General features: G+C 65.6%; 18 protein-coding genes. 9 read left to right on the forward strand and 9 right to left on the reverse strand.

Translation table 11 applies throughout. The features are described 5' to 3' along the window. The first annotated feature begins 208 nt into the window (after positions 1 to 208). Both PTE31013_RS03525 and PTE31013_RS03530 read left to right on the forward strand, forming a co-directional pair. The gene (locus PTE31013_RS03525; RefSeq protein WP_246173873.1) at positions 209 to 1039 is read left to right on the forward strand and encodes an IclR family transcriptional regulator; all 831 of its coding nucleotides are present in this window, start codon (positions 209 to 211) and stop codon (positions 1037 to 1039) included. Further along, positions 1036 to 1896 carry an IclR family transcriptional regulator gene (locus PTE31013_RS03530; protein WP_246173874.1) on the forward strand — a complete coding sequence of 287 codons (861 nt, stop codon included), beginning with the start codon at positions 1036 to 1038 and terminating at the stop codon, positions 1894 to 1896. The genes PTE31013_RS03525 and PTE31013_RS03530 overlap by 4 nt, the downstream gene beginning before the upstream one ends. Positions 1897 to 1972: 76 nt before the next feature. Here PTE31013_RS03530 and PTE31013_RS03535 read toward each other — a convergent pair whose 3' ends face one another. From PTE31013_RS03535 to PTE31013_RS03545, 3 genes are all read right to left on the reverse strand, one after another. Next, positions 1973 to 2398 carry a hypothetical protein gene (locus tag PTE31013_RS03535; RefSeq protein WP_150611412.1) on the reverse strand — a complete coding sequence of 142 codons (426 nt, stop codon included), beginning with the start codon at positions 2396 to 2398 and terminating at the stop codon, positions 1973 to 1975. Positions 2399 to 2655: 257 nt separating this feature from the next. Beyond that, positions 2656 to 4035, reverse strand: coding sequence for an MFS transporter (locus tag PTE31013_RS03540; protein ID WP_150611413.1), 1380 nt, complete (start codon positions 4033 to 4035; stop codon positions 2656 to 2658). 344 nt (positions 4036 to 4379) lie between these two features. Next, complete coding sequence (locus PTE31013_RS03545; RefSeq protein ID WP_150611598.1) at positions 4380 to 5924, reverse strand: glucan biosynthesis protein G; 1545 nt, start codon at positions 5922 to 5924, stop codon at positions 4380 to 4382. 340 nt (positions 5925 to 6264) lie between these two features. Here PTE31013_RS03545 and bglX point away from each other — a divergent pair, with 340 nt between their 5' ends. Further along, positions 6265 to 8595, forward strand: coding sequence for a beta-glucosidase BglX (bglX, locus tag PTE31013_RS03550; RefSeq protein WP_174978426.1), 2331 nt, complete (start codon positions 6265 to 6267; stop codon positions 8593 to 8595). 55 nt (positions 8596 to 8650) lie between these two features. Here the strand turns inward: bglX and PTE31013_RS03555 are convergent, their stop codons facing one another. Then, positions 8651 to 9562 (reverse strand): LysR family transcriptional regulator, encoded by a 912-nt coding sequence (locus PTE31013_RS03555; protein ID WP_150611415.1) that lies wholly within the window; start codon positions 9560 to 9562, stop codon positions 8651 to 8653. Between the two features lie 95 nt (positions 9563 to 9657). On the opposite strand from PTE31013_RS03555, the gene PTE31013_RS03560 reads away from it, so the two are divergent. Beyond that, entirely contained in the window at positions 9658 to 10767 is a 1110-nt protein-coding gene (locus PTE31013_RS03560) for a tartrate dehydrogenase (RefSeq protein ID WP_150611416.1), read from the forward strand. An 82-nt stretch (positions 10768 to 10849) separates the two neighbouring features. Here PTE31013_RS03560 and PTE31013_RS03565 read toward each other — a convergent pair whose 3' ends face one another. Continuing rightward, complete coding sequence (locus PTE31013_RS03565) at positions 10850 to 11773, reverse strand: LysR family transcriptional regulator (RefSeq protein ID WP_150611417.1); 924 nt, start codon at positions 11771 to 11773, stop codon at positions 10850 to 10852. 179 nt (positions 11774 to 11952) lie between these two features. Here PTE31013_RS03565 and PTE31013_RS03570 point away from each other — a divergent pair, with 179 nt between their 5' ends. Beyond that, entirely contained in the window at positions 11953 to 13059 is a 1107-nt protein-coding gene (locus tag PTE31013_RS03570) for an NADH:flavin oxidoreductase/NADH oxidase (protein ID WP_150611418.1), read from the forward strand. A 138-nt stretch (positions 13060 to 13197) separates the two neighbouring features. Here the strand turns inward: PTE31013_RS03570 and PTE31013_RS03575 are convergent, their stop codons facing one another. From PTE31013_RS03575 to PTE31013_RS03585, 3 genes are all read right to left on the reverse strand, one after another. After that, on the reverse strand, positions 13198 to 14448 hold the full coding sequence (locus PTE31013_RS03575; RefSeq protein WP_150611419.1) for an EAL domain-containing protein: 1251 nt from the start codon (positions 14446 to 14448) through the stop codon (positions 13198 to 13200). A 199-nt stretch (positions 14449 to 14647) separates the two neighbouring features. After that, positions 14648 to 15976 (reverse strand): MFS transporter, encoded by a 1329-nt coding sequence (locus tag PTE31013_RS03580; RefSeq protein ID WP_150611420.1) that lies wholly within the window; start codon positions 15974 to 15976, stop codon positions 14648 to 14650. A 44-nt stretch (positions 15977 to 16020) separates the two neighbouring features. Further along, positions 16021 to 17691 carry a GMC family oxidoreductase gene (locus tag PTE31013_RS03585; protein ID WP_150611421.1) on the reverse strand — a complete coding sequence of 557 codons (1671 nt, stop codon included), beginning with the start codon at positions 17689 to 17691 and terminating at the stop codon, positions 16021 to 16023. On the opposite strand from PTE31013_RS03585, the gene PTE31013_RS03590 reads away from it, so the two are divergent. Both PTE31013_RS03590 and PTE31013_RS03595 read left to right on the forward strand, forming a co-directional pair. Then, the gene (locus tag PTE31013_RS03590) at positions 17683 to 17904 is read left to right on the forward strand and encodes a hypothetical protein (RefSeq protein WP_150611422.1); all 222 of its coding nucleotides are present in this window, start codon (positions 17683 to 17685) and stop codon (positions 17902 to 17904) included. The genes PTE31013_RS03585 and PTE31013_RS03590 overlap by 9 nt on opposite strands. Before the next feature lie 130 nt (positions 17905 to 18034). After that, positions 18035 to 18907 carry an IclR family transcriptional regulator gene (locus PTE31013_RS03595; protein ID WP_150611423.1) on the forward strand — a complete coding sequence of 291 codons (873 nt, stop codon included), beginning with the start codon at positions 18035 to 18037 and terminating at the stop codon, positions 18905 to 18907. 4 nt (positions 18908 to 18911) lie between these two features. On the opposite strand, the gene PTE31013_RS03600 is transcribed toward PTE31013_RS03595, so the two are convergent. Then, a complete protein-coding gene (locus PTE31013_RS03600; protein ID WP_150611424.1) occupies positions 18912 to 19700 on the reverse strand; it encodes an IclR family transcriptional regulator in 789 nt (262 codons plus the stop codon). Positions 19701 to 19920: 220 nt separating this feature from the next. Between PTE31013_RS03600 and PTE31013_RS03605 the strand changes: the two genes are divergently transcribed. After that, positions 19921 to 20907, forward strand: coding sequence for an AAA family ATPase (locus PTE31013_RS03605; protein ID WP_150611425.1), 987 nt, complete (start codon positions 19921 to 19923; stop codon positions 20905 to 20907). Then, positions 20904 to 22649: a cobaltochelatase CobT-related protein gene (locus PTE31013_RS03610; protein WP_150611426.1), complete on the forward strand. Its 1746-nt coding sequence runs from the start codon at positions 20904 to 20906 to the stop codon at positions 22647 to 22649. Before PTE31013_RS03605 ends, PTE31013_RS03610 begins: the two co-directional genes overlap by 4 nt. Positions 22650 to 22657 lie beyond the last annotated feature (8 nt).

The raw sequence follows: 22657 nt of genomic DNA on the forward strand, positions 1-22657 counted from the left end.
TGGGGTAGATGAAGGCATCTTACGAAACGCTCCGAATATTTGTCAATGACAAATGTGATTGTTATTTGCTAATGTGCAGAGATGGGCGATGGGATGACGGTCCAGTCCTGGGTTAACCCTGGGAAACCTCGGGATCGATGCAAAGGCAGGCGTCGACTTGTTTAGAATCTAGGCCATTTTCCTTTGGGAGCCAGTCTCTCTTGATCGCATGAACCGAATTCCGATGGATGGCGCGGCTGACGCGAGCGGGCAACCCGGGCGCGCGTCGCGCGGTGTGCAAAGCGTGGACGTGGCGGCCCGTGTGCTCCAGGCGCTGGCGCAGGCGCGTCGCGCGCTGGGGCCGGGCGATCTCGCCGCGCTCGCCGGGCTACCGCCCGCGCAGGCGCATCCGTATCTGGTGAGCCTCACGCGGCTCGGCTTGCTCAAGCGCGACCCGATGTCGGGCGACTACACGCCGGGCCCGATGACGTTGCGTCTTGCGCTGTTGCATCTCGAGAACGATCCCGCGTATCGCGCGGCCGTGCCGCGTGTCGTCGCATTGGCACGGGAGACCGGCTTGTGTGTTGCGATCTGCACGAGCGCTCCGCAGGGGCCGCTGGTCGTGCACTTCGAGCGTGCGGCGTTCCCGCTGCATGTGAATCTTCATGTGGGGTCGGTCATGTCGCTCACGACGACATCGACCGGGCGTGTGTTCTGCGCCTTCACCCCGCAGGGGCAGTGGCCGCAGGCGTGGCGTGAACAGATGCCGGCATCGCCGGCGGAGCGCGACCGTTTCGACGTGCTGCTCGACGAGACACGCGCGCAGGGTGCGTCGCGCAGCGTAAACACACCGAGTCCCTCGGTGAGCAGCCTGTGCGCGCCGGTGTTCGACGCGAGCGGGCGGCTGCGTCTGGCGCTCACCGCGATCGGGCCGACGGCGGCGCTCGATGTCGCGTGGGACGGCGCGGCGGCGAAGGCCTTGCGCGCGACCGCGAGCGCCATCGCCGCGCAAGTCGACGTTCGTGACGAAGACGGTGAGACCGGCAAGGAGGGCGCATGAACGCGACACGACGCCCAGCGCAAACGCACGAGGTGACGGACGGCGTGGCCTCGACGCCCGTGAAACCGCAACGCGGCATCCAGGCGCTGGAAAGTACTGGAGCGTTGCTCGAGGCACTGGCGGCGGCGGGGCGTCCGTTGCCGCTCAATACGTTGGCGCGCGAAGCGGGGATGGCGCCGGCGAAGGCGCATCCGCATCTCGTGAGCTTGCAACGCGCAGGCCTGCTCTCGCGTGACGCCAACGGCAATTTCGAGGCGGGGGCGCTGAGCCTCGAACTGGGGTTGATGGCTTTACAGCGTCTCTCACCCACGGGCGAAGCCGAGCCGGAGATTCTCGCGCTGGCGCAGGCTACCGGCCTGTCGGCCGCGATGGCGGTGCTGGGGCCGGTCGGCCCCACGGTGGTTCGACTTGAAGAGGCGATGCGTCCGCAGCATGTGAGCTTGCGCATCGGCACCGTGCTCTCGTTGGTGAACACCGCCATTGGCCGCACGTTCGCCGCATTCCTGCCCGAAGCGGTGCTCGACGGCATGCTCGCGCAGGAGTCCGTGCGCATGGCGGGCCTCGGCGCGGAAGGACGCGCAACGACGCCCCCGGTCGACTTTGCTGCACGGCTGAAGACCATTCGCGAACTACGATTCGACACGGCGCAGAGCAATCCGGTGCCCGGCATCGACACGGTGGCGGTGCCGGTGTTCGATCACACGGGGGAAGTGACGCTGGTGCTTGCGCTGATGGGGTCGGCGGGGAGTTTTGATACCGCGCTCGATGCAGCGCCGGCGCAGGCCTTGCTGGCGGCGGCGCGTCGGCTGTCGTGGCGCTTCGGCGCGGTGGGCCGGGCGAACGGGGCGAATGGGTAAGCGCGCGTCGGCACTGCCATTGGCGAATACCTCACGCGGCCGAGTGTCGCCGGCCGGGTGAGGTCTCGCCGGGGTGTCAATGAATGGCGAGCGCGTTGGCCTGCGCGTTGGCGACGCCGGCCACCACGTTGACACCGAGATTGCCCGAGGCGCCCATCAGCGCACGATCGCCCAGCGACGCATTCGGCACGCCGGTCAGTACTGTCGTATTGCGAATCGTCTGGCGGGTATCGATCGCCACGTGCGACGCGTTCGCCAGCACCAACTCGTTCGACTGCAAGTTGAGCGCGCCAGCGGCGACGTTGACGCCGAAACTGCCGTGCGCGTTGCGCAGCGCGTCGGTGCCGAGTGTGGCGGCCTGGCTGCCGCGAAACACGGCATCACTGGCGATGACTTGTCGGGTGGAGAGGTTGACGACGGTCGCGTCGTTGGCGTGGGCGGCAAAGGCCGGCGCGTGGGCGACGGTCAGTACGAGGGCACTCAGCAAAGCAATACGCGGCATATTGATTTTCCCCAGATTGTCCGTTGGGACGGATCGCTGGATATGGGCGCCCGAGGCGCTCGGGTTAAAGGAAATTTTCCTGTGCCGCGGATACGCCGGGCGTTGGTGGATTGCCCCGGCACCGGCGCGTTGCGTCACTGAAAGCCGCCGTCGTTCCCATGACCGCTGCGGCGCGCATTTTCGCATGGCGACGCACGGTTGCGTCGCCATGCCATGACGTTGGACGTTGACCGCCGAGGTCATCTTGACGCGCGAGATTACGCGGGTTCTCCCGCGCCGTTCGCGAGTTTTGCCGCCGTGCTGCGCGAGGGCGTCTCGGTTTGCTGCTGGACCGACGCCGATTTCTTGTGGTCGATCAACAACACAGCAACGACGGCGATGACGGCGGGAATCGCGATCGCCATAAAGTTTTGCTGCAACGGCAGCGAGAGGGTCACCAGCATGCCGATCGCGATGGGCGCGAGAATGGCACCGCTGCGTCCCACCCCGGAAGCCCAGCCGATGCCCGTGCCGCGCGCGGCCATCGGATAGAACTGTCCGGCATAGGCGTAGGTCACGATCTGCGTGCCGATGGTCGACGCCCCGGCCAATCCCACCAGTACGAACAGCACCGGCGTCGGTACCTTGACCCCGAGCAGCGTGATGGACACGGCGGCGAGCGCATACATGCCCACGAGCACGTACTTGATGTTGCAGCGGTCCGCGAGCCAGCCGCCGCCGATGGCGCCGAGCATCGCGCCGAAGTTCAGCACGAGCACGAACGTGAGCGCCGAGCCGAGGCTGTAACCGGCGCTTGCCATGAGCTTCGCGAGCCACGAGCTGAGCGCATACACCATGAACAAACACATGAAGAACGCGACCCACAGCATGACCGTGCTCACGCCGCGTCCGTCCTGGAACAGGCGCGAGAGCGGCGCGGCCTGCTTGCGATCCGTGGCAGGCAGCGCGAACTGGTCGCCCGGCTGCGCGACATAATCCGGATCGAGGCGCGCAAGCACTTGCTTGAGTGCGTCGATCCGGCCGGTGCGGATCAGGAACGGCATCGACTCCGGCAGCGCGCGCATCGCGAATGGTACGAGCAGCGCGGGCAGACCGGCTGCCAGAAAGACGGACTGCCAGCCGTGCGTCTCGATCAGCCCCTTGCCAAGCAGCGCGGCGAGCATGCCGCCCACTGAATAGCCCGAGAACATGAGCGTGACGAGCGTGGCGCGCAGGCGACGCGGCGCGTACTCGGTCATTTGCGCGACCACGATCGGCATCACGCCGCCAATGCCGACGCCCGCGAAGAAGCGTGTCACGGAGAAGCTGATCGGCTCGTGCGTGAATCCGGCCGTGGCAGTGAACAGCGAGAACATCAACACGCAAATGGCGATGGCTTTGCGACGGCCGATGCTGTCGGCCACCATGCCCATCGCGATCGCGCCGAACATCATGCCGAAGAGGGCGGCGCTGACCATGAAGCCGGCGCTGGTGGCGTCCACGTTCATCGCTTTCATGATCGATGGCAATGCGATGCCCGCCACCGCGAGGTCGTAGCCGTCGAAGATGATGATGAGCGCGCACCAGAGCAGGATGCGGTAGTGATAGCCGTTCAAGCGGGCGTCGTCGGCCAACTGATGTACGTCGATAGGTCGCATGCGAGTGTCTCCATAACGAATCCGCCCTCCGTCGAAACGCGGAGAGTCTTGGGGATGTCTTGACCGACACCATCGGCACCAGGCCGGGCCTCGTTGGCTCGGCCGCGGGCCGTCGCCAAGGAAGCCGACTGCCTCAACGAACCTCGATGGGCAGCTATTTATGCAATATTGTGCATGCAGTAAACGCGAAACGACTGCCTGCTGCAAGGACAATTTGCACGCTTTAGGGTTTTACAGGAGAAAACGCGGAACGTAAGTGACTGTTTAATTTGGGTGATGACGGAGGCAAGGCGGGGGCGGTGTGCGGCGGCAGAACGCCGCCGCACGAAGATGCGGGATGCAACTTATTGCTTGGCAACGGAGAACGGCGGGAGCTGATAACTCCATGTCTCGCTCACGGCCTTGCCCCCGGAGACCAGGGCGGCACGCAGTTCCACGACCTTGGCCGGGTCCTTGACCATCACGCGCAGATTCAAGCGCATGCCATGTGTGACCGGGTTCGGTTGCAGCGTCTGCTCGATGAGGGTGGCGTTATCGCTCACGCTGACCTGCGGCGTGACCGATCCCGCGGGCAGCGAGGCGAGCGGACCGCCGTCGAAGTCCACGATCAGCCCCGTGCTGCCGTCGAAGTGACGGATCAGGTTGGCTTGCGTAATCTCGCCGGCGGAGCGCAGCGTCTGCTTCACCCAGGCCAGGCGACGATCGACGATGCCGCGCTCGTTCATGGTCCAGCGGATCGTGTAATCGGCCTGCAGCGGCTGCCCCTTCGGCGGCAAACGGTCGGGCGTCCAGAACGCGCCGATGTTGTCGTTGGTCTCGTCCGGCGACGGGAGTTCCACCAGTTCGATATGGCCCTTGCCCCAGTCACCCTGCGGTTCGATCCAGGCGCTCGGGCGCAGGTCATAACGATCCTTCAGGTCTTCGTATTGCGCGAAATCGCGCCCGCGCTGGAGCAGGCCGAAGCCGCGCGGATTCGTCACCTGGAACTGGCTGATGGCGAGATTGCGCGGATTGTTCAGCGGACGCCAGATCCATTCGCCGTTGCCGGCGTGAATGGCCAGGCCGTTCGAATCGTGCAATGCCGGACGGAAGTTGTACGCATCGCGCTGCTGGTTCGGCCCGAACAGGAACATGCTCGTGAGCGGTGCGATGCCTAGCTTGGTCACCGGAGCACGCAGGAAGACCCGCGCCTGCACCTTCAACAGCGAATCCTCGCCAGGCGTCAGATCAAAACGGTAGGCGCCGGTGGCGCGCTTCGAGTCGAGCAGCGCGTAGAACACCAGGTGCTTGTCGCCCGCGTTCGGTCGCTCGATCCAGAACTCGCGAAACGCCGGGAATTCCTCGGCGATGGGCAGGCCCGTGTCGATGGCCAGGCCGCGCGCCGACAGGCCGTAGACCTGGCCCTTGCCGATCACCCGGAAGTAGCTCGCGCCGAGCACGCTCATGATTTCGTCGAGCCTGCCCGGTTCGTTGATCGGATACAGCACACGAAAGCCTGCGTAGCCGAGGTTGTGCGTGGCGCTGCGGTCGAGCTTGAGATCGCCGAAGTCGAAGCGGCTGCTGTCGTACTTGATTTCGTCGATCTTCGCGTGGGGACCGGTGCCGATGACTTCGTTGATCTTCACCGGCGTGCTGAACTGCATGCCCTGGTGATAGAAGCCCAGCTTGAACGGCGTGGGCTGATCGTTCCATTCGAAGGCGTCGCGCCGCGGCTGGATCTTGATGTAGTCGGCGAACGGCATCTTGGCGAACGCGGGCGTGAGATTGCTCACTGGCGCGACATAGGGCTTGTCGGCGAGTGCTTTCGCACGGGCGGTCACGTCGTCGAGCGAGAATGCATGCGCATGCGCGGCGCCCAGTAGGGCGACACCCGAGACGAAGGCGGACATGAGCGCATGTGCGCGTCGATGCCAAGACTTGGCGAGGGGAAGCAGAACCACGAATTTCTCCAGTTGTTGGGGGCGTGATGCGTGCCGGCATGGCGTCCCGGTACGGCGTCCCGTTTCGTGCCCCACGGCAGTGCGATTTTCGCGAAAGCCGGGACGACATCCTTCGGGAAATGCCAATTGTGGCAAAGTATCGCACTTCGCACTTCGTGTTAGACACCCGGCCCGCTGCACCGGCATGGGTAACGCAAGTTGATACGACGCAAGGCGCTGCGGCATGCGATTTCACCGGGCATCCTTTCACCGCTTTCGTCGCGCCACATTGGATCGTTAACAAATGAGAATGTTCTCCGCACTGGCGCTCGCGGCCAGTCTCGCGACGGCGCCGGCCTTTGCCGACGCGCCTGCGGCCCCGGATAACGGCGCTGCGCACACGACCCCGGCGGCCATGCCGTCTCCCGCCGCCAAGCGGGCGTTCATCGACGATCTTATCGCGCACATGACGCTCGACGAGAAGGTTGGCCAGTTGCGCCTGATCAGCATCGGCTCGGACATGCCGCAGCCGCAGCTCATCAAGGAGATCGCCGCCGGTCACGTGGGGGGCACGTTCAACTCAGTCACCCGCGCCGACAATCGCCCGCTGCAGGACGCAGCCGTCAAGCATAGCCGCCTGAAGATTCCGATCTTCTTCGCCTACGACATCGTGCATGGGCATCGCACCGTGTTTCCGATCAGTCTCGGACTGGCGTCGAGCTGGGATATGTCGGTCGTGAAGCAAGCCGCCCGCGTGGCCGCCATCGAAGCGAGCGCCGACGGGCTGGACGCGACATTCGCGCCGATGGTCGATATCTCGCGTGATCCGCGCTGGGGGCGCACGTCGGAAGGTTTCGGCGAAGACCCGTACCTCGTCTCGCAAGCGGCGCGCGCGAGCGTGCAGGGATTCCAGGGCACGTCGCCGGCCAACCCGGACAGCCTGATGGCCTTCGTGAAGCATTTCGCGCTGTACGGCGCCGTCGAGGGCGGGCGCGACTACAACGTTGTCGACATGAGTCCGATGCGCATGTACCAGGACTATCTGCCGCCGTACCGGGCCGGGATCGATGCGGGGGCGGGCGGCGTGATGATCGCGCTGAACTCCATCAACGGCACACCGGCCACGTCGAACAAGTGGCTGCTGCGCGATCTACTGCGTGACGAATGGGGCTTCAAGGGCGTGACCGTGAGCGATCACGGCGCGATCGAAGAACTGATGCGCCACGGCGTGGCGAAGGACGGCCGCGAGGCCGCGAAGCTGGCCATCGAGGCGGGCGTCGACATGAGCATGGCCGACGTGCAGTACCTCAAGCAATTGCCGGGGCTCGTGAAGTCGGGCGAGGTGCCGATGCGCGACATCGACGACGCGGTGCGCGAGGTCCTCGGCGCGAAATACGACATGGGCCTGTTTGCCGACCCGTATCGCCGGATCGGTAGCGCGGCGCAGGATCCGAAGGACGTGAACGCGCAGAGCCGTCTGCATCGCGACGCCGCGCGCGACGCTGCGCGCAAGTCCATCGTTTTGCTGGAGAACCGGCACGACACGCTGCCGCTCGCCAAGGCGGGCAAGGTCGCGGTGATCGGCCCGCTCGCGGATGCGAAGATCGACATCCTCGGGAGCTGGTCGGCGGCGGGCGTGGCGACGCAGGCCGTTACCCTGCTGCAAGGCGTGCGCGACGCGCTCGGCCCGCAGGCGAAGGTGACCTATGCGCGCGGCGCGAACATCACCGACGACCCGCGCGTGGTGCAGTATCTCAACTTCCTCGATTGGGATGATCCGGAGGTCGTGCAGGACAAGCGAACGCCGCAGCAGATGATCGACGAAGCCGTGCAAGTCGCGCGCAACGCCGACACGCTGATCGTGGCGGTGGGTGAGGCGCGCGGCATGTCGCACGAGGCGTCGAGCCGCACGAGTCTGTCGTTGCCGGGCAGCCAATTGGCGCTGTTGCAGGCGCTCAAGGCGACCGGCAAGCCGCTGGTCGTGGTGCTGATGAACGGCCGCCCGCTCGATCTGAACTGGCCGAAGGCCAACGCCGACGCCATGCTCGAGACGTGGTACACAGGCACCGAAGGCGGCCACGCGATTGCGGACGTGCTGTTCGGCGACTACAACCCGTCGGGCAAGCTGCCGATCTCGTTCCCGCGCTCGATCGGTCAAATCCCGACCTACTACAACCAGTTGCGCATCGGCCGGCCGTTCACGCCGGGCAAGCCGGCCAACTACACGTCGCAATACTTCGAGGAAGACTCGGGCCCGTTGTATGCCTTCGGCTATGGCCTGAGCTACACCTCGTTCGCGGTGTCGAAGGTGACACTATCGGGCAAGACGCTCGCCCGCGGTGGCAAGCTCGATGCGAGCGTGACGGTGCGCAACACCGGCAAGCGCGAGGGGGCGACTGTCGTGCAGCTCTACCTGCAGGACGTTGTCGCGTCGATCGTGCGTCCCGTCAAGGAACTGAAGGGTTTCGAGAAGGTGAGCCTGAAGCCGGGCGAATCGCGCACCGTGCACTTCGCCATCGATGAAAACCTGCTGAAGTTCTACAACGCGAAGCTGCAATACGTGGCGGAACCCGGCGAGTTCAACGTGCAGATCGGGCTCGATTCACAACATGTCGAACAGGCGTCGTTCACGCTGCGGTAATGGCGTAGCGACGTAGCAGCGCGCCGCACGTCGCGGCGTGCTGTCGCGACGTGACTCACGCCGGCGTCTGGAATTCCTCGCGGAGGAATTCCACGCAGGCGCGGACCTTGGCCGAAGACGCCACGCGAGACGGATACACGGCCCAGACGTTGGCCGGTTGTGTCACGTCGGGCAGTACCTGCACCAGATCCCCGCGCGCGATGAGCGCGCCCACGTCCCACATCGACCGCAGCACGATCCCCTGTCCGTCGAGCGCCCACTGCACGGCCACTTCGCCGTGGTTCGTCGACAGCGGCCCCGTCACCTTGAGGGCCACCGCCTCGCCACGCTGTTGCAGCCGCCACATGCCGAACGGATGATCGCGCTCCTTGATGACGATGCACGCATGGCCGGCCAGGTCGCTCAATTGACGCGGCGTGCCCTGCGCCTCGAGGTAGGCACGCGATGCGCACAGTACCCGATGATTGTCCGCGAGCTTGCGAGCGATCAGATGCGGCGCGATGTCGTCGCCGATGCGCACGTCGAGGTCGTACCCCTCCGCCGCCACGTCGACGATCCGGTCGAACAGGTCCAGTCGTACATTGAGTTGTGGATACCGCGCACGCAGCCGCGACATGGCGGGCGCCACGGCATGCCGCCCGAAGCCGAAGCTGCTCGACACCCGCAGCGTGCCGCGCGGCACCTGCCGCGTGCTGGAGACGTCCTCGATCAAGTGGTTCACGTCGTCGAGAATTTTTTCCGCCCAGGCGTACACCCGTTCCCCGGCATCGGTGATGGCGACACGCCGCGTCGAGCGATGCAGCAAGCGCGTGCCGAGGTCGGCTTCGAGCATGCCGACGCGCTTGCTCACATACGCGGGCGAGACGCCCAGCGCTTCGGCTGCCGCCGAGAAGCTGGCGCGGCGGGCGACCTGGCAGAACACGCGCAGATCGTCGAGGTTTGGGTTGCCGGGGAGGGGTTTATTCACGATTCGTGGATAGTGGATTAACCGATTGAGGGATTTTATCCGGGATGGAATGGAATAACCTAGCGTCATTGTTCCAACCTCAGGAGAGACAGACCATGACCGACACGTCCCAGCGCCCTGCGCGTCCGTTCAAGATCGCCGTGATTCCGGGTGACGGTATCGGCAAGGAGGTGATGCCCGAAGGGCTGCGCGTGCTCGACGCCGCCTGCCAGCGCTTTGGCATTCCCATCGACTACCAGCACATCGAGTGGGCGAGCTGCGACTACTACGCCAAGCATGGTCAGATGATGCCGGACGACTGGAAGCAGCAGCTCGACGGCGTCGACGCCATTCTGTTCGGTGCGGTGGGCTGGCCCGAGACGGTGCCCGACCATATCTCGCTGTGGGGGTCGCTGCTCAAGTTCCGTCGCGAGTTCGACCAGTACATCAACCTGCGTCCGGCGCGTCTGTTTGACGGTGTGCCGTCACCGCTGGCGGGCCGCGAGTCAGGCGATATCGACTTCATGATCGTGCGCGAGAACACCGAAGGCGAGTACTCGTCCGTCGGCGGCGTGATGTTCGAAGGCACGGAGCGCGAGTTCGTCGTGCAGGAGTCGATCTTCACGCGGCACGGCACGGAGCGCGTGCTGAAGTTTGCGTTCGATCTGGCCCGGCAGCGCGAGCGCAAGCATGTGACGGTGGCGACCAAGAGCAATGGCATTTCGATCTCGATGCCGTGGTGGGACAAGCGCGCGGCCGAGACGGCGGCGAAGTATCCCGACATCACGTGGGACAAGCAGCACATCGACATTCTGTGCGCGCGTTTCGTGCTCAATCCGGATCGCTTCGACGTGGTGGTCGCGTCGAATCTGTTCGGCGACATCCTGTCGGACCTGGGTCCGGCCTGCACCGGCACCATCGGCATCGCGCCGTCGGGCAACCTGAATCCGGAAGGCAAATTCCCGTCGCTGTTCGAACCGGTGCACGGCTCGGCGCCGGATATCGCGGGCAAGAACATCGCCAACCCGATCGGCATGATCTGGACCGCTGCGATGATGCTCGACTTTGTCGGCCGTGGCGAAGGCCGGGCGTGCGAGGCGCACGACGCGATCCTCGCGGCGATCACGCATGTCATCAAGTCGGGGCCGCGCACCGGCGACATGGGCGGGCAGGCGAACACGACCGAAGTCGGTCAGGCGATTGCCGCCGTGGTCAGCGCGGGTTGAGCCGGAGAGCGCGGTCGCGGTTGCCGCGACCGCGCGGATGTGTGATGTGTCGTGCGGGCCGCGTGACGCGGGAGCCGCCCGCTCACGCGCCCGCGCGCTGCAACACCCGTTCGCCGCCGAAGGCGCGCGCGCGCGGCGCGTCGACACGTTCGCGCAGCAGCGCCACGGCGCGTTGCGCGCGCGCGGACAGCGGCCACTCGGCGCGATGGATCAGCCACAGCGTGTCGACCACCGGCGGGCCGCAGTCCACCACGCGAATGGCCGCCTGCGACGCGAACGCCTGCCGCGCGTATTGCGGAATGATGGTGAAACCCAGCCCACGCGCAACGTATTCGAGAATCAGGCTGATCTGGTTCGTGCAGCCCCGGCACGGCAGGCTCTGTACGCCGGGGTTGCCCGGAAAGCGACGGCTCAACAAGCGCGTCGACATCGCCTCGCCGTCCGGATGATCGATGTACCCGATGCGCTTCAGGTCTTCCCACTTGTGCACGTCCTCCCCCGCCGGGACCACGAGTTCGAGCGGCTCCTGCGTGAACGGTGTGGCCGCAAGCCGCGGATCGTCCGGCCGCAACGTCACCAAGCCCAGTTCGAAACGGTTCTGCAACACGCCTTCGAGCACCTCGCGGTCGGGTGCGAAGCGGTGTTGCACGACCATCGCCGGGTTGGCCTTCTGCATGTCGAGCAGGATGGGACACAGATATAGCCCGATGCTGCCCGGCGTGATGAGCGTGATCTCGCCGCATTCGTCGTCCGCATCGTCCAGCCGCGAGCGCAGATGCCGGGCCGCGCACTCGACTTCGCGGCAGTAGGTCAGCAGCGCCTGTCCAGCAGGCGTGAGTTCAATGGCGCGCGGGCGCCGCACCAGCAACGGCCCGAACTCCGCTTCGAGATGCTTCACGTGCTGACTCACGGCCGCCTGCGTGAGTCCGAGCCGGTCGGCGGTGCGCGTGAAGTTACCCAACTCGGCGAGTGTCGCGAACGATTTGAGCCATTGGGGATTTACCATAATGAACTGTTATCAATTTGATAATGTGTTGGTGGTTTTCATTATACAGATGTGCGACTAACATGGCGCTTGTCGACCTTGCGCGGTCGGCGCGCTGCGAAACTCGGGCATCCGAATACCGGCATCCGTTGCGTCCTTCGTCCGCCAGCGCCGCTTCCCCAGACTCCAAGAGAATCCCCATGTCCGCCCTGTTTTCCCCGTTCGAACTGAAAAGCGTCAAGCTGCGCAACCGCGTGGCCATTCCGCCGATGTGCCAGTACAGCGCCGTCGAGGGCGTCATCAACGACTGGCACCTCGCCCATTACGCCGGTCTGGCGCGTGGCGGCGCCGGGCTGGTGATCGTCGAGGCGACCGCCGTCTCGCCTGAAGGCCGTATCTCCCCGGGATGTACGGGACTGTGGAACGACGAGCAGGCGCAAGGCATGGCGCGCATTGCGTCGGCCATCAAGGCGCACGGCGCGGTGCCCGGCATCCAGATCGCGCACGCCGGTCGCAAGGCCAGCGCCAACCGCCCCTGGGAGGGCGACGACCACATCGGTGAGGATGATTCGCGCGGCTGGCCGACGATCTCGCCGTCGGCAGTCGCTTTCGGTGCGCATCTCGGCAAGGTGCCCAAGGCGATGACGCTGGACGACATCGAACGGGTGAAAGCCGACTTCGTGGCGGCCGCGCGCCGGGCGCTGGCGGCGGGCTTCGAATGGCTCGAATTGCACTTTGCGCACGGCTATCTGGCGCAGAGCTTCTTCTCGGTGCATGCGAACCATCGCGACGATGCCTATGGCGGCGACCTCGCGGGCCGCAGCCGCTTCCTGCGCGAGACGCTCGCCGCCGTGCGCGAGGTGTGGCCCGAGCATCTGCCGCTCACGGCGCGTTTCGGCGTGATCGAGTACGACGGCCGCGATGACGAGACGCTGGCGGAATCGATCGCGCTAACACGCCAGATGCGTGAGGGCGGTCTCGATCTGCTCAACGTAAGCGTCGGTTTCTCGACGCCCGCCGCGAATATTCCGTGGGGCTCGGCGTTCCTCGCGCCGATTGCCGAACGCGTCAAGAAGGAAGCCGGCATCGCCGTGGCGTCGTCGTGGAGCATCGACGATCCGCATGCGGCGGAGCGCGTGGTGGCCGACGGCCAGATGGATCTCGTGATGATTGGCCGTGCGCTGCTGGCTAACCCGCACTGGCCGTACTACGCGGCGCGCGAACTCGACGTGGCGCGTCCATCGTGGGTGCTGCCCGCCCCGTATGCGCACTGGCTCGAACGCTATCGCGTGCAACGCGCGGCTTGATGGCGAGTCACGCGACGTGAGGCGATGCATGAGGCGTCGCCCGCGTGTCGTGGCATGAGAAGCCCCCTGAACAACGCCCCCGTACCTCGGATGAGGCACGGGGGCGTTGGCATGTCAGCGCGGTGCTATCGCTCGCCGTTACCAGTTGATATCGACGCAGAGGACGTGCAGGCCCTGCCTGGCGGGCGTGGCGATGGAGGCGGTCACGCACAGGTGAGCCTCGTTGATCGAGAGATAGGGCGAGGTGAAGTGCACTTCGCCGGGCGCGCGCATGGCTTCGATGAAATACGGACGCCGTGCCCAGTTCGCTCCCTCGGAATGCAGCAGCGGCCGGAAACGCTTGGCGCGCTGCGACGAATGGTTGTGCGGCAGCACGTTGTCGCCGATCTGGCGTCCGGCGGCATCGAGCAAGAAGCAGCGCGCCGCATCGGGCAGCGCGAGCAGGTCGTGCGTGGCGTGTTTGATGTCCTGCCCCTGGGCCAAGTGCGCGGCGGCGGCCTCGATGCCCGCCACATACGGCGCAAGCCGCGCGTGCTCGGCGCGTTCGCGTTCGACCAGTTGCGTGCGAAGTGCCGACGAGAGGGCGTCCATGCGCTCGGCGGCAACCTTCGGCTGCACGGGATCGACGTCCGGGCCCGCGAAGTATTGCCCCTGCACGAAGTCGACATTGCACTCCAGGGCGATCAGCGCTTCGCGATCCGTCGTGAGGCCGCCCATCATCACCAGTTGTCCCGATTCGTGCAACAGTGACACGAGTCCTGGCAGCACGCGCGCCAGATGCGATTGCTCGGTCGCCTGCGCGAGAATGCCGCGATCGAGCACCACGATGTCAGGTCGCAGATCCCATACCCGGTCGATGTTCGAATGCTTGGCACCGAAGCCGCCCAGCGCGATCAGGAAGCCCGCCTTGCGAAGACTGCCGACGATGGCGCCGAAGCGCGGGGTGTCGCCGCCCGCCTGTTCGGGCACTTCGAGCACCACGCGTTGCGGCGACAGGCCGATGGCCTTGAGCGTGGCGATGAGCGCGTCGCCGTAGACGGTGTCCATCAGGGCGGCCGGGTGCAGGCTCAGGAAAATCCACGCGTCGCGCCCGTCGAATTCCTGGAAGTTGCCCAGATGCAGCGATTCGGCAAGCCGGCCCAGTTCGAGCATGTCGCCGTGCCGTGCCGCCAACGTGAAGACCTCGTGCGACGGGGTGTGTCGGCCTTGCGCGTCGTGCGCGCGCAGGGAGGCGTGATAGCCGATGGCGCGCCGGTGCGAAACCGAGAAAACCGGCTGGAAGACGCTGCAGATCGTGAAATCGCCGTAAATGACGATGCGCCGGCCGTCGTCGGCTGCCGTCAAACGGGGCGGCAGCAAACCGGGGGCGTCGAGATCGATCATGGTCATGGTAGGGACGGGCGCGGGGGCGGCATGGTTAGATACAGAATAGATGAGCAAGAAGCATGCTCAAAGGCGCCCAGCGGCGCCGCCGCTATTGTCCATGATTTTCCGCGATTTTACGCCCGGGGGGCGACGCATCGCACCAGCATGCGCCGCCTTTGCACCAAACCTGGGCCCGGGCGTCAGGGCGCCTGCAACCGCGCCTTCAATGCTCGGTCACGCCAGCCCCTTGCCATACGTTCTGGCGGCGCTTGCGGCGGCCGATCCACGCGGCGGACAGCGCGCTGATGAGGCCGGCACACAGCACGTAGATGCAGATCATCCAGGGCTCGCCGCCGTTCTTCTGCAACAGGTACGTTGCGATGATCGGACTCAGGCCGCTCGCGAAGATGCCCGAGAATTGGTACACGAAGGAGATGCCGGTGTAGCGGACGTTGGCGTCGAACAGTTCCGCGAAGAGGGCCGCTTCCGGTCCATAGATCGACGCGTAGATCACGCCCAGCGGAATCACGATGGACAACCAGACGAGCATCACGTTGCCGCCGCTCGCCCTCATCAGCCAGAATCCGGCGAACGACGACAGGCCGGTCGCGAGCGAACCCCAGAAGTAGATGCGCGTGCGGCCGATGCGATCCGACAGCTTACCGAAGAACGGAATGGTGAAGATCATCACGAACGCGGCGGCCATCACCCCGGTGAGCGCCTCGGTCTGCGACAGCTTGAGGGTCTGCGTCAGGTAGGCGATCGAGAACACACCGAAGATGTTGAAGAACACGCCGTCGATGAAGCGTGCGCCCATGCCGGCCAGTACATTGCCGGGGCTGCGCACAAGGACTTCGGCAATCGGCATCTTGATCTCGGCACCGGCCTTCTTGATCTTCGAGAACTCGGGCGTCTCCATCACGTTCAGGCGGATGTACATGCCGATGGCCACCAGCGCCACGGACAGGAAGAACGCGACACGCCAGCCCCACGCCAGGAACTGGGCCGTGGTGAGCGTGTACGACAGCACCGCGACCACGCCGGAGGCGAGGCACAGGCCGAGAGCGAGGCCCACCTGCGGAAGGCTCGCGTAGTAGCCGCGTTTCTCCTTCGGGGCGAATTCGAATGCCATGAGCACCGCGCCGCCCCACTCGCCGCCGAGCCCGATGCCTTGCAGCACCCGCAGCACGAGCAGCAGCACGGGCGCCCACAGGCCGATCTGCGCATAGGTGGGTACCAGCCCGATGAGCATCGTGGCGATGCCCATGATGGTGAGCGTCATCACGAGCATGCTCTTGCGGCCGAGCTTGTCGCCGAAGTGCCCGAAGATCACGCCGCCCAACGGCCGGCTGAGAAAGCCCACAGCGAACGTGCCGTAGGCGAGCATCGTCGAGACGAGCGGGTCGCCGCCGGGAAAATACAGCTTGTTGAACACGATGCCGGCGACGACGCCGTACAGGAAAAAGTCGTACCACTCGATCGTGGCGCCGATGAGGCTGGCGACGACGACACGGCGCATCTGCCGGGCGTCGGTCTGTTTCGATGCATTCATGGTTGTCTCCGAATCTTGTAATGGTTGGGGGCTGACGTGACTGGCTAAATCGCGACGGCAACGCGTGCCGCTTCCGCTGGCGCCTCCTCGCTGCCGCGGATCTCCTGCATGCCCGACACCTGCTTCCTGTCTTCGAGAATCATGTCGGCCGCTTTCTCGGCAATCATGATGGTCGGTGCATTCGTGTTGCCCGAGACCAGCTCGGGCATGATCGACGCGTCCACGACGCGCAGCGCCGCAAGACCGTGCACGCGCAGACGGTCGTCGACGACCGCCATCGGGTCGTGACCCATCCGGCAAGTGCCCGCCGGGTGATAGATCGATTGGCTGAACTGGCGCGCGGCCTGGAGCAACTCGTCGTCGCTCTGGTACTGTGCGCCGGGAATGAACTCGCCGAGGATGTGCGGTGCGAGCGACGGCGCGGCGGCAATGCGGCGCGCCACCTTGATGCCGTCGATCACGACGCGATGGTCGCGCGCGTCCGACAGATAGTTGGCGTGGATTGCCGGATACTGCAGTGGATCGTTGGACTGGATCTCGACGCTGCCCCGACTGAACGGGCGCAATTGGCATACGGATGCGGTGAATGCCGAGAAGCGGTGCGCGCCTTTGCCCGGCTTGTCGGCCGAGAGCGGCTGCATGTGGAACTGGATGTCGGGCCGCGTGACGTCCGGGCGCGAGCGCGTGAAGATCGTCACCTGGCTGGCGGCGAGCGTGAGCGGCCCGGTGCGGAACATCGCGTATTGCAGACCGATAAGCGCCTTGCGCAGCGGGTTGTTGACCTCGTCGTTGAGCGTGCGCTCGCGGGTCTTGAAGACCAGACGCACCTGCAGGTGGTCTTGCAGGTTCTGGCCCACGCCGGGCAACGCATGCCGCAGCGCCACACCGGCCCTGGCGAGCACCGTGGTCGGACCGACCCCCGAGTTTTGCAGCAACTGTGGCGACCCGATGGCCCCGGCCGCGAGAATGACCTCGACGCGCGCGCGTGCCTTCTTGCGCTCGCCATTCTGCAGATACTCGACCCCCACCGCGCGCTTGCCTTCGAACAGCACGCGACAGGTTTGCGCACGCGTCTCCACCACCAGATTGCGACGCCCGCGCGCCGGCTTCAGAAAGCCCTTGGCCGTGCTCCAGCGAAAGCCCCGGAACGCTGTCTGCTGGAAATAGCCGACGCCTTCCTGCGTCGCGCCGTTGTAGTCCGGGTTGAATGGGATGCCGGTGTCCTTCGCCGCAGCGATGAAGTGTTCTGCAATGGGTCGGCGCAGGCGCAGATCGGAGACCTTCAGCGGGCCGCCAACGCCGTGGTACTCGTCGGCACCGTGCTCCTGGTCTTCCGATTTGCGGAAGTAGGGCAGCACGTCGGCATAGCGCCAGCCGCGATTGCCCAGTGCCGCCCAGTGGTCGTAGTCTTCGCGCTGTCCACGCACGTAGAGCAGCCCATTGAGCGAACTGGAGCCGCCCAGCACCTTGCCGCGCGGCCAGTCGATCTGCCGGTTGGCGACGTTGGCGTCGGCCTCGGTGCGATAGCACCAGTCGAGCGCCGGGTCGTGCATCGTCTTGAAGTAACCGACCGGGATGTGAATCCACGGATTGCTGTCGGGGCCGCCGGCCTCGAGCAGCAGCACCTGATTGCCCGGGTCTGCGCTCAGCCGGTTGGCGAGCACGCACCCGGCTGAGCCCGCACCGACGATCAGATAGTCGACCTCATGTTCCATACCGCTTGTCTCCTGCCTCGCGTCTGCTTCGAATTGGATGAAACGATTCGTTTCGGATTGTTTCGATCCAATGTCGGCGAGCCGCCTGCAAATGCCAAGCAAAAAACGGTGTGGGGCGGAAAACTGAAACGGATTCCGCGCTTGCCGTCTCAGAACGAGCCGATTGCTGCAGCGCATCTGCGGGGTTTTACTAAGACGGGTATGCGCGCTTGACGGGGCGATGACGGGGGCACTGTGCGGTCCCGGAAGCATCCCCCCGGGGTAATCCCGAGGCGGATGATTTTTAAAAAATTGGTATATTTTGTTTCTTTTATTGTGTGTTTGCGACGGATGAGGAGGGGCAATGCGCGAGTCGGTCACGTTGGACGGAGGGGAGTTGCGCGCGAGCGACGAGGCGCGAAATTTGCGCGCGCTTGCCGTCATCGAGCGACTGGCCATGGCTGGACAGCCGTACACCTTGTCGCAACTGGCGACGCGTCTGTCGATTCCGAAGGCCACGCTCATGCGCCTGATCGAGGCGCTCGAGATCTGTGGCTATGTCTCGCACGTGCCCGACTCGCGCGGTTCGGAGCGGGGACTGTCGCTGGGGCCGCGGGCGGCGCGACTGGCACTGGTCACGCTGGCGAACAACAACTTCACGCGCGCGGCGCGTTCGCTGCTGCGTGCGTTGGTCGACCGCGTCGGCGAGACCGTCAACCTGACGGCGCTCGATGGCGACGAGATCCTCTACATCGAACGGGTGGAGACGAGCGAGCCGTTGCGCATGCAGATGCATCCCGGCATGCGCGTGCCGCTGCACTGCACGGCGAGCGGCAAGCTGTTTTTGTCTCAGATGCCGGTGGCCGATCGTCGCGCCGTGCTCTCGCGCCTCGCGCTCAAGCGGATGACGCCGCGCACCATTACCGACGCCAGCCTGCTGGAAGCCGAACTGGACCGGCTGGCCGCACGCGGCATCGGCATCGATAACGAGGAGTTCGTGCGCGGCATGGTGGCCGTCGGCGTGCCGGTGCGCGCGCTCGACGACGGCCATATGCGCGCGGTACTCGCCGTACATGGCCCGACGGCGCGGGTGACGCTGGAGCAACTGCTGGCGATGGTGCCCACGCTGCGCGAGACGGCGACGGCGCTCGCACCGCTGCTCGACTGGCAGCGGGCCAGCAAGGAGGAGGCGCTGGCGAAGCAGGCCGACGCCCGCGAACAGCGCAGAGCGGTCTGACGCGTCAGAAGGTCTTGGCGAGTTCCTTGGCGGCGTCCTGCAGCCGCGGCACGAACTCCATGGCCTTGGACAGCGACGTGCGCGAGACGGGCGCGTGCACGGCCACGGCGGCAATGCACGTGCCGTCTTCCTTGAGCACTGGCGCGGCCACGCAGGCGATGCCCAGCACGAACTCTTCGTTGTCGACCGCAATGCCCTTGTGCGCAATGCGGTCGAGTTCGCTCTCCAGCAGTTCGGGATCGGTGAGCGTGTTCGGCGTGAAGCGTTGCAGCTTCATGGCGCGCAGGAGGGCGGCGCGTTGCTCGCGCGGCAACATCGCCAGCATCAGCTTGCCGCTCGCACTGCTGTGCGCGGGCACGTGTGACCCCGGTTTGAGATCGAGACGCAGCGGCCACGGCGCTTCCATGCGGTCGAGATAAAGCACCTCGGTCTCGTGCAGCATCGTGAGGTTGCAGGTCTCACCCAGATCGGCCACGAGACGGCCGAGAATCGCATGGCGCATGCGTCGTGCGCCCGCCTGCATCATGACGCCCAGGCTCAGTTGCGCGAGGCGCGGGCCGATCACATAGGCGTTCTTCTGCCCCGGCTCGCGAATCACCAGCCCGCCCGCTTCGAGCGAGCCGAGCATGCGGTGCAGCGAGGCCTTCGGCATTTGGATGTCGTGCGCCATGTCGGCGAGCGAGACCGGCGCGTCGGCCGCGACGAGATATTCGAGCAACGCGAACGCCCGCAGGGTCGGGGTATCCGCCTTGTTGTCTGCCGGGGAGTCGAGCTGGGGTGCTGCGTCGTTCATATGCGCCGTTCCGGAAAATGGATCAGCGATATTGTACCCAAACGGGCCATCGGACGGATTGAACGGCATGGGCTGGGTTCCGATGTGTTTCAGTTCGTTCGAATGTAGACGAGCCACCGGGCATCGTCAATCAGTGATTTTATTATCCGGAACGAATTGTTTCTAAAAATGGTTAACGTTATGATGCGCTGACACCGTTTTGGAACAGGAGAGGGACGTGATGGAGACCGCAACCCAACAACCGGATCGCCTGCTCGATGCCCGCACCCTATTCGGCATCGACACGGATCTGCAGGTGCCGGCGTTCGGCGAGCGCGACGATCACGTGCCCGAGATCGACACGGCTTACCGCTTCAACCCTGATGTGACGCTGGCGATCCTGGCCGGTTTCATGCGCAATCGGCGCGTGATGGTGCAGGGCATGCACGGCACCGGCAAATCCACGCACATCGAGCAGGTGGCGGCGCGGCTGAACTGGCCCTGCGTGCGGGTGAATCTCGACGGGCACATCAGCCGCCTCGACCTGGTGGGCAAGGACGCCATCGTCGTGCGCGACGGCCATCAGGTCACGGAGTTCCAGGAAGGCATCGTGCCGTGGGCGCTGCAACGCCCGGTCGCGTTGATCTTCGACGAATACGACGCCGGGCGCCCCGACGTGATGTTCGTGATCCAGCGCATCCTGGAGCGCGACGGCAAGTTCACGTTGCTCGACCAGAATCGCGTGATCCATCCGCACCCCGGCTTTCGCATGTTTGCCACGACGAACACCGTCGGCCTCGGCAATCTCAACGGCCTCTACCACGGCACGCAGGTGCTCAATCACGCGCAGATCGACCGCTGGAATGTCGTGGCGACGCTCAACTATCTGTCACGCGAGGACGAGGCCGGCATCGTGCTGGCGCGCGTACCGGAACTCGACACCGACGACGGGCGTACGCTCATCGACTCGATGGTGAGCGTGGCGGAACTCACGCGCAAGGGCTTCGCGACTGGCGACTTGTCCACGCTCATGTCGCCGCGCACGGTCATCAACTGGGCGGAGAACGTCGGCATCTTCCGCGATGCCGGGCTGGCCTTCCGGCTCACGTTCCTGAACAAGTGCGACGAGGCCGAGCGCGCCGTGGTGGCCGAGTATTATCAGCGCGCCTTCGGTGGGGAGTTGCCCGCGAACGACGGCGGCCGGTCGCTGCTGGCCGATGCGTCATGACGATATCCGAGCGTGAGGCGGCACGTCGCGCCGCGCGTGGCGAAGCGCTGTGCGCCGCGACGGTGCGCGCGCTGACCGGCGACGCCGCGCTGCACTACAGCGGCGCGCGCCTGTGCCGGAACATGCGGCCGCTGCCCTTGCATGCCCCGCATCTGCAAACGCTGCCGGAACCCGCGGACCCGCTGGCGACGCTGCGCGGTGCCGCCGACGGTGCGGCGCTGCGGCTGCGGCACAGCGACGCGGCGCTGCATCGCCGCCTGCAACCGGACGCACCGCTCGAACGGCTGCTCTTCGAGCTGATGGAGCAATTGCGCTGCGAGACGTTCATCCCGGCGGGCATGCCCGGCGTGGCGCAGAATCTGCGCGATCGTTTCGAAGCCTGGTCGCGCGCGATGCATGCCGCTGGCGTGGCGGACAGTCATGTCGGGCTGCTGCTCTATACCGTCGCCCAGATGGGCTGGTCGCGGCTGACCGGCTACCCGGTCATCGAGGATACGGAAGGTCTCATCGAAGCGACGCGCATGGCCGTCGCGCCACAGATCGGCGGCGCCCTCGCGGGCATGCGCCGAACGTGTGCCGATCAGGCAGCCTTCGCCGCGTACGCGCGCGCGCTGGCCGCCGATATCGCGGGCCTGATTCGTGCCGCAGGCGGTGAGCAGGCCGAGGGCGACGACAAGGACGACGAAGACGAGAAGGGCGTGCGCAACGCGTTTTCGCTGTTTCTCGATGTCGACGACGACCAGGAGGAGGATGGCATCACGCTCGCGCATTCGGGCGATAGCCGCGTGCTCACGGCATCGGTGCAGGGCTACTGCGTTTTCACCCAGCGTTACGACCGTGAGCTGTATGCCGGGACATTGGTGCGCCGTGCGCTGCTGACTGAGTTTCGCGAACGGCTCGACGCGCGCATTGTCGCGCAGGCGATCAACGTGCCGAGGCTCGCGCGCGCGCTCAAGGCGGCGCTGGCGACGCCGCAGCGCGACGGCTGGTCGTTCGGAGAAGAGCAAGGACGCATCGACGGGCGACGGCTCGCGCAACTGGTCAGCTCGCCTGCCGAGCGGCGACTCTTCCGGCTCGAAAAGCACACGTTGATCGCGGAGTCGATGGTGAGCTTGCTGATCGATTGTTCGGGGTCGATGAAGGCGCAGATCGAAGCGGTCGCAATGATCGTCGACGTCCTGTCGCGGGCGCTCGATGCGGCGGGCGTCACCAACGAGATCCTCGGTTTCACAACCGATGCATGGAACGGCGGCCGCGCGCGCACCGATTGGCTCGCGCGCGGCAAGCCCAAGTTCCCGGGGCGTCTGAACGAAGTCTCGCATCTGATCTTCAAGGACGCCGTGACGAGTTGGCGACGCGCCCGAACCGACATCGCGTCGCTGTTCAAGGCCGATCTGTTTCGCGAGGGGGTCGATGGCGAGGCCGTCGAGTGGGCATGCGAGCGTTTGCGCTCGCGCAGTGTCAACCGGCGCCTGCTGATCGTGATTTCCGACGGCAGTCCGATGGACGCCGCCACGAACCAGGCTAACGACGACCACTATCTCGACCATCACCTGCGCGAAGTCGTGGCGCAACAGCAGGCCTTGGGCGACGTGGAGGTATTGGGGCTTGGCGTCGGTCTTGATCTCAGCCCGTATTACCGGAACTCGCTTGCCCTGGACCTGACGTCGCCGCCCGACATGACGATGTTCGCGAGACTCGTCGACTGGATCGGCCGCGGTGGGCGGCGCGCGCAGGCGTAGGCGTTGCG

The sequence above is a fragment of the Pandoraea terrigena genome, assembly GCF_902459705.1.
Classification (GTDB): Bacteria; Pseudomonadota; Gammaproteobacteria; order Burkholderiales; family Burkholderiaceae; genus Pandoraea; species Pandoraea terrigena.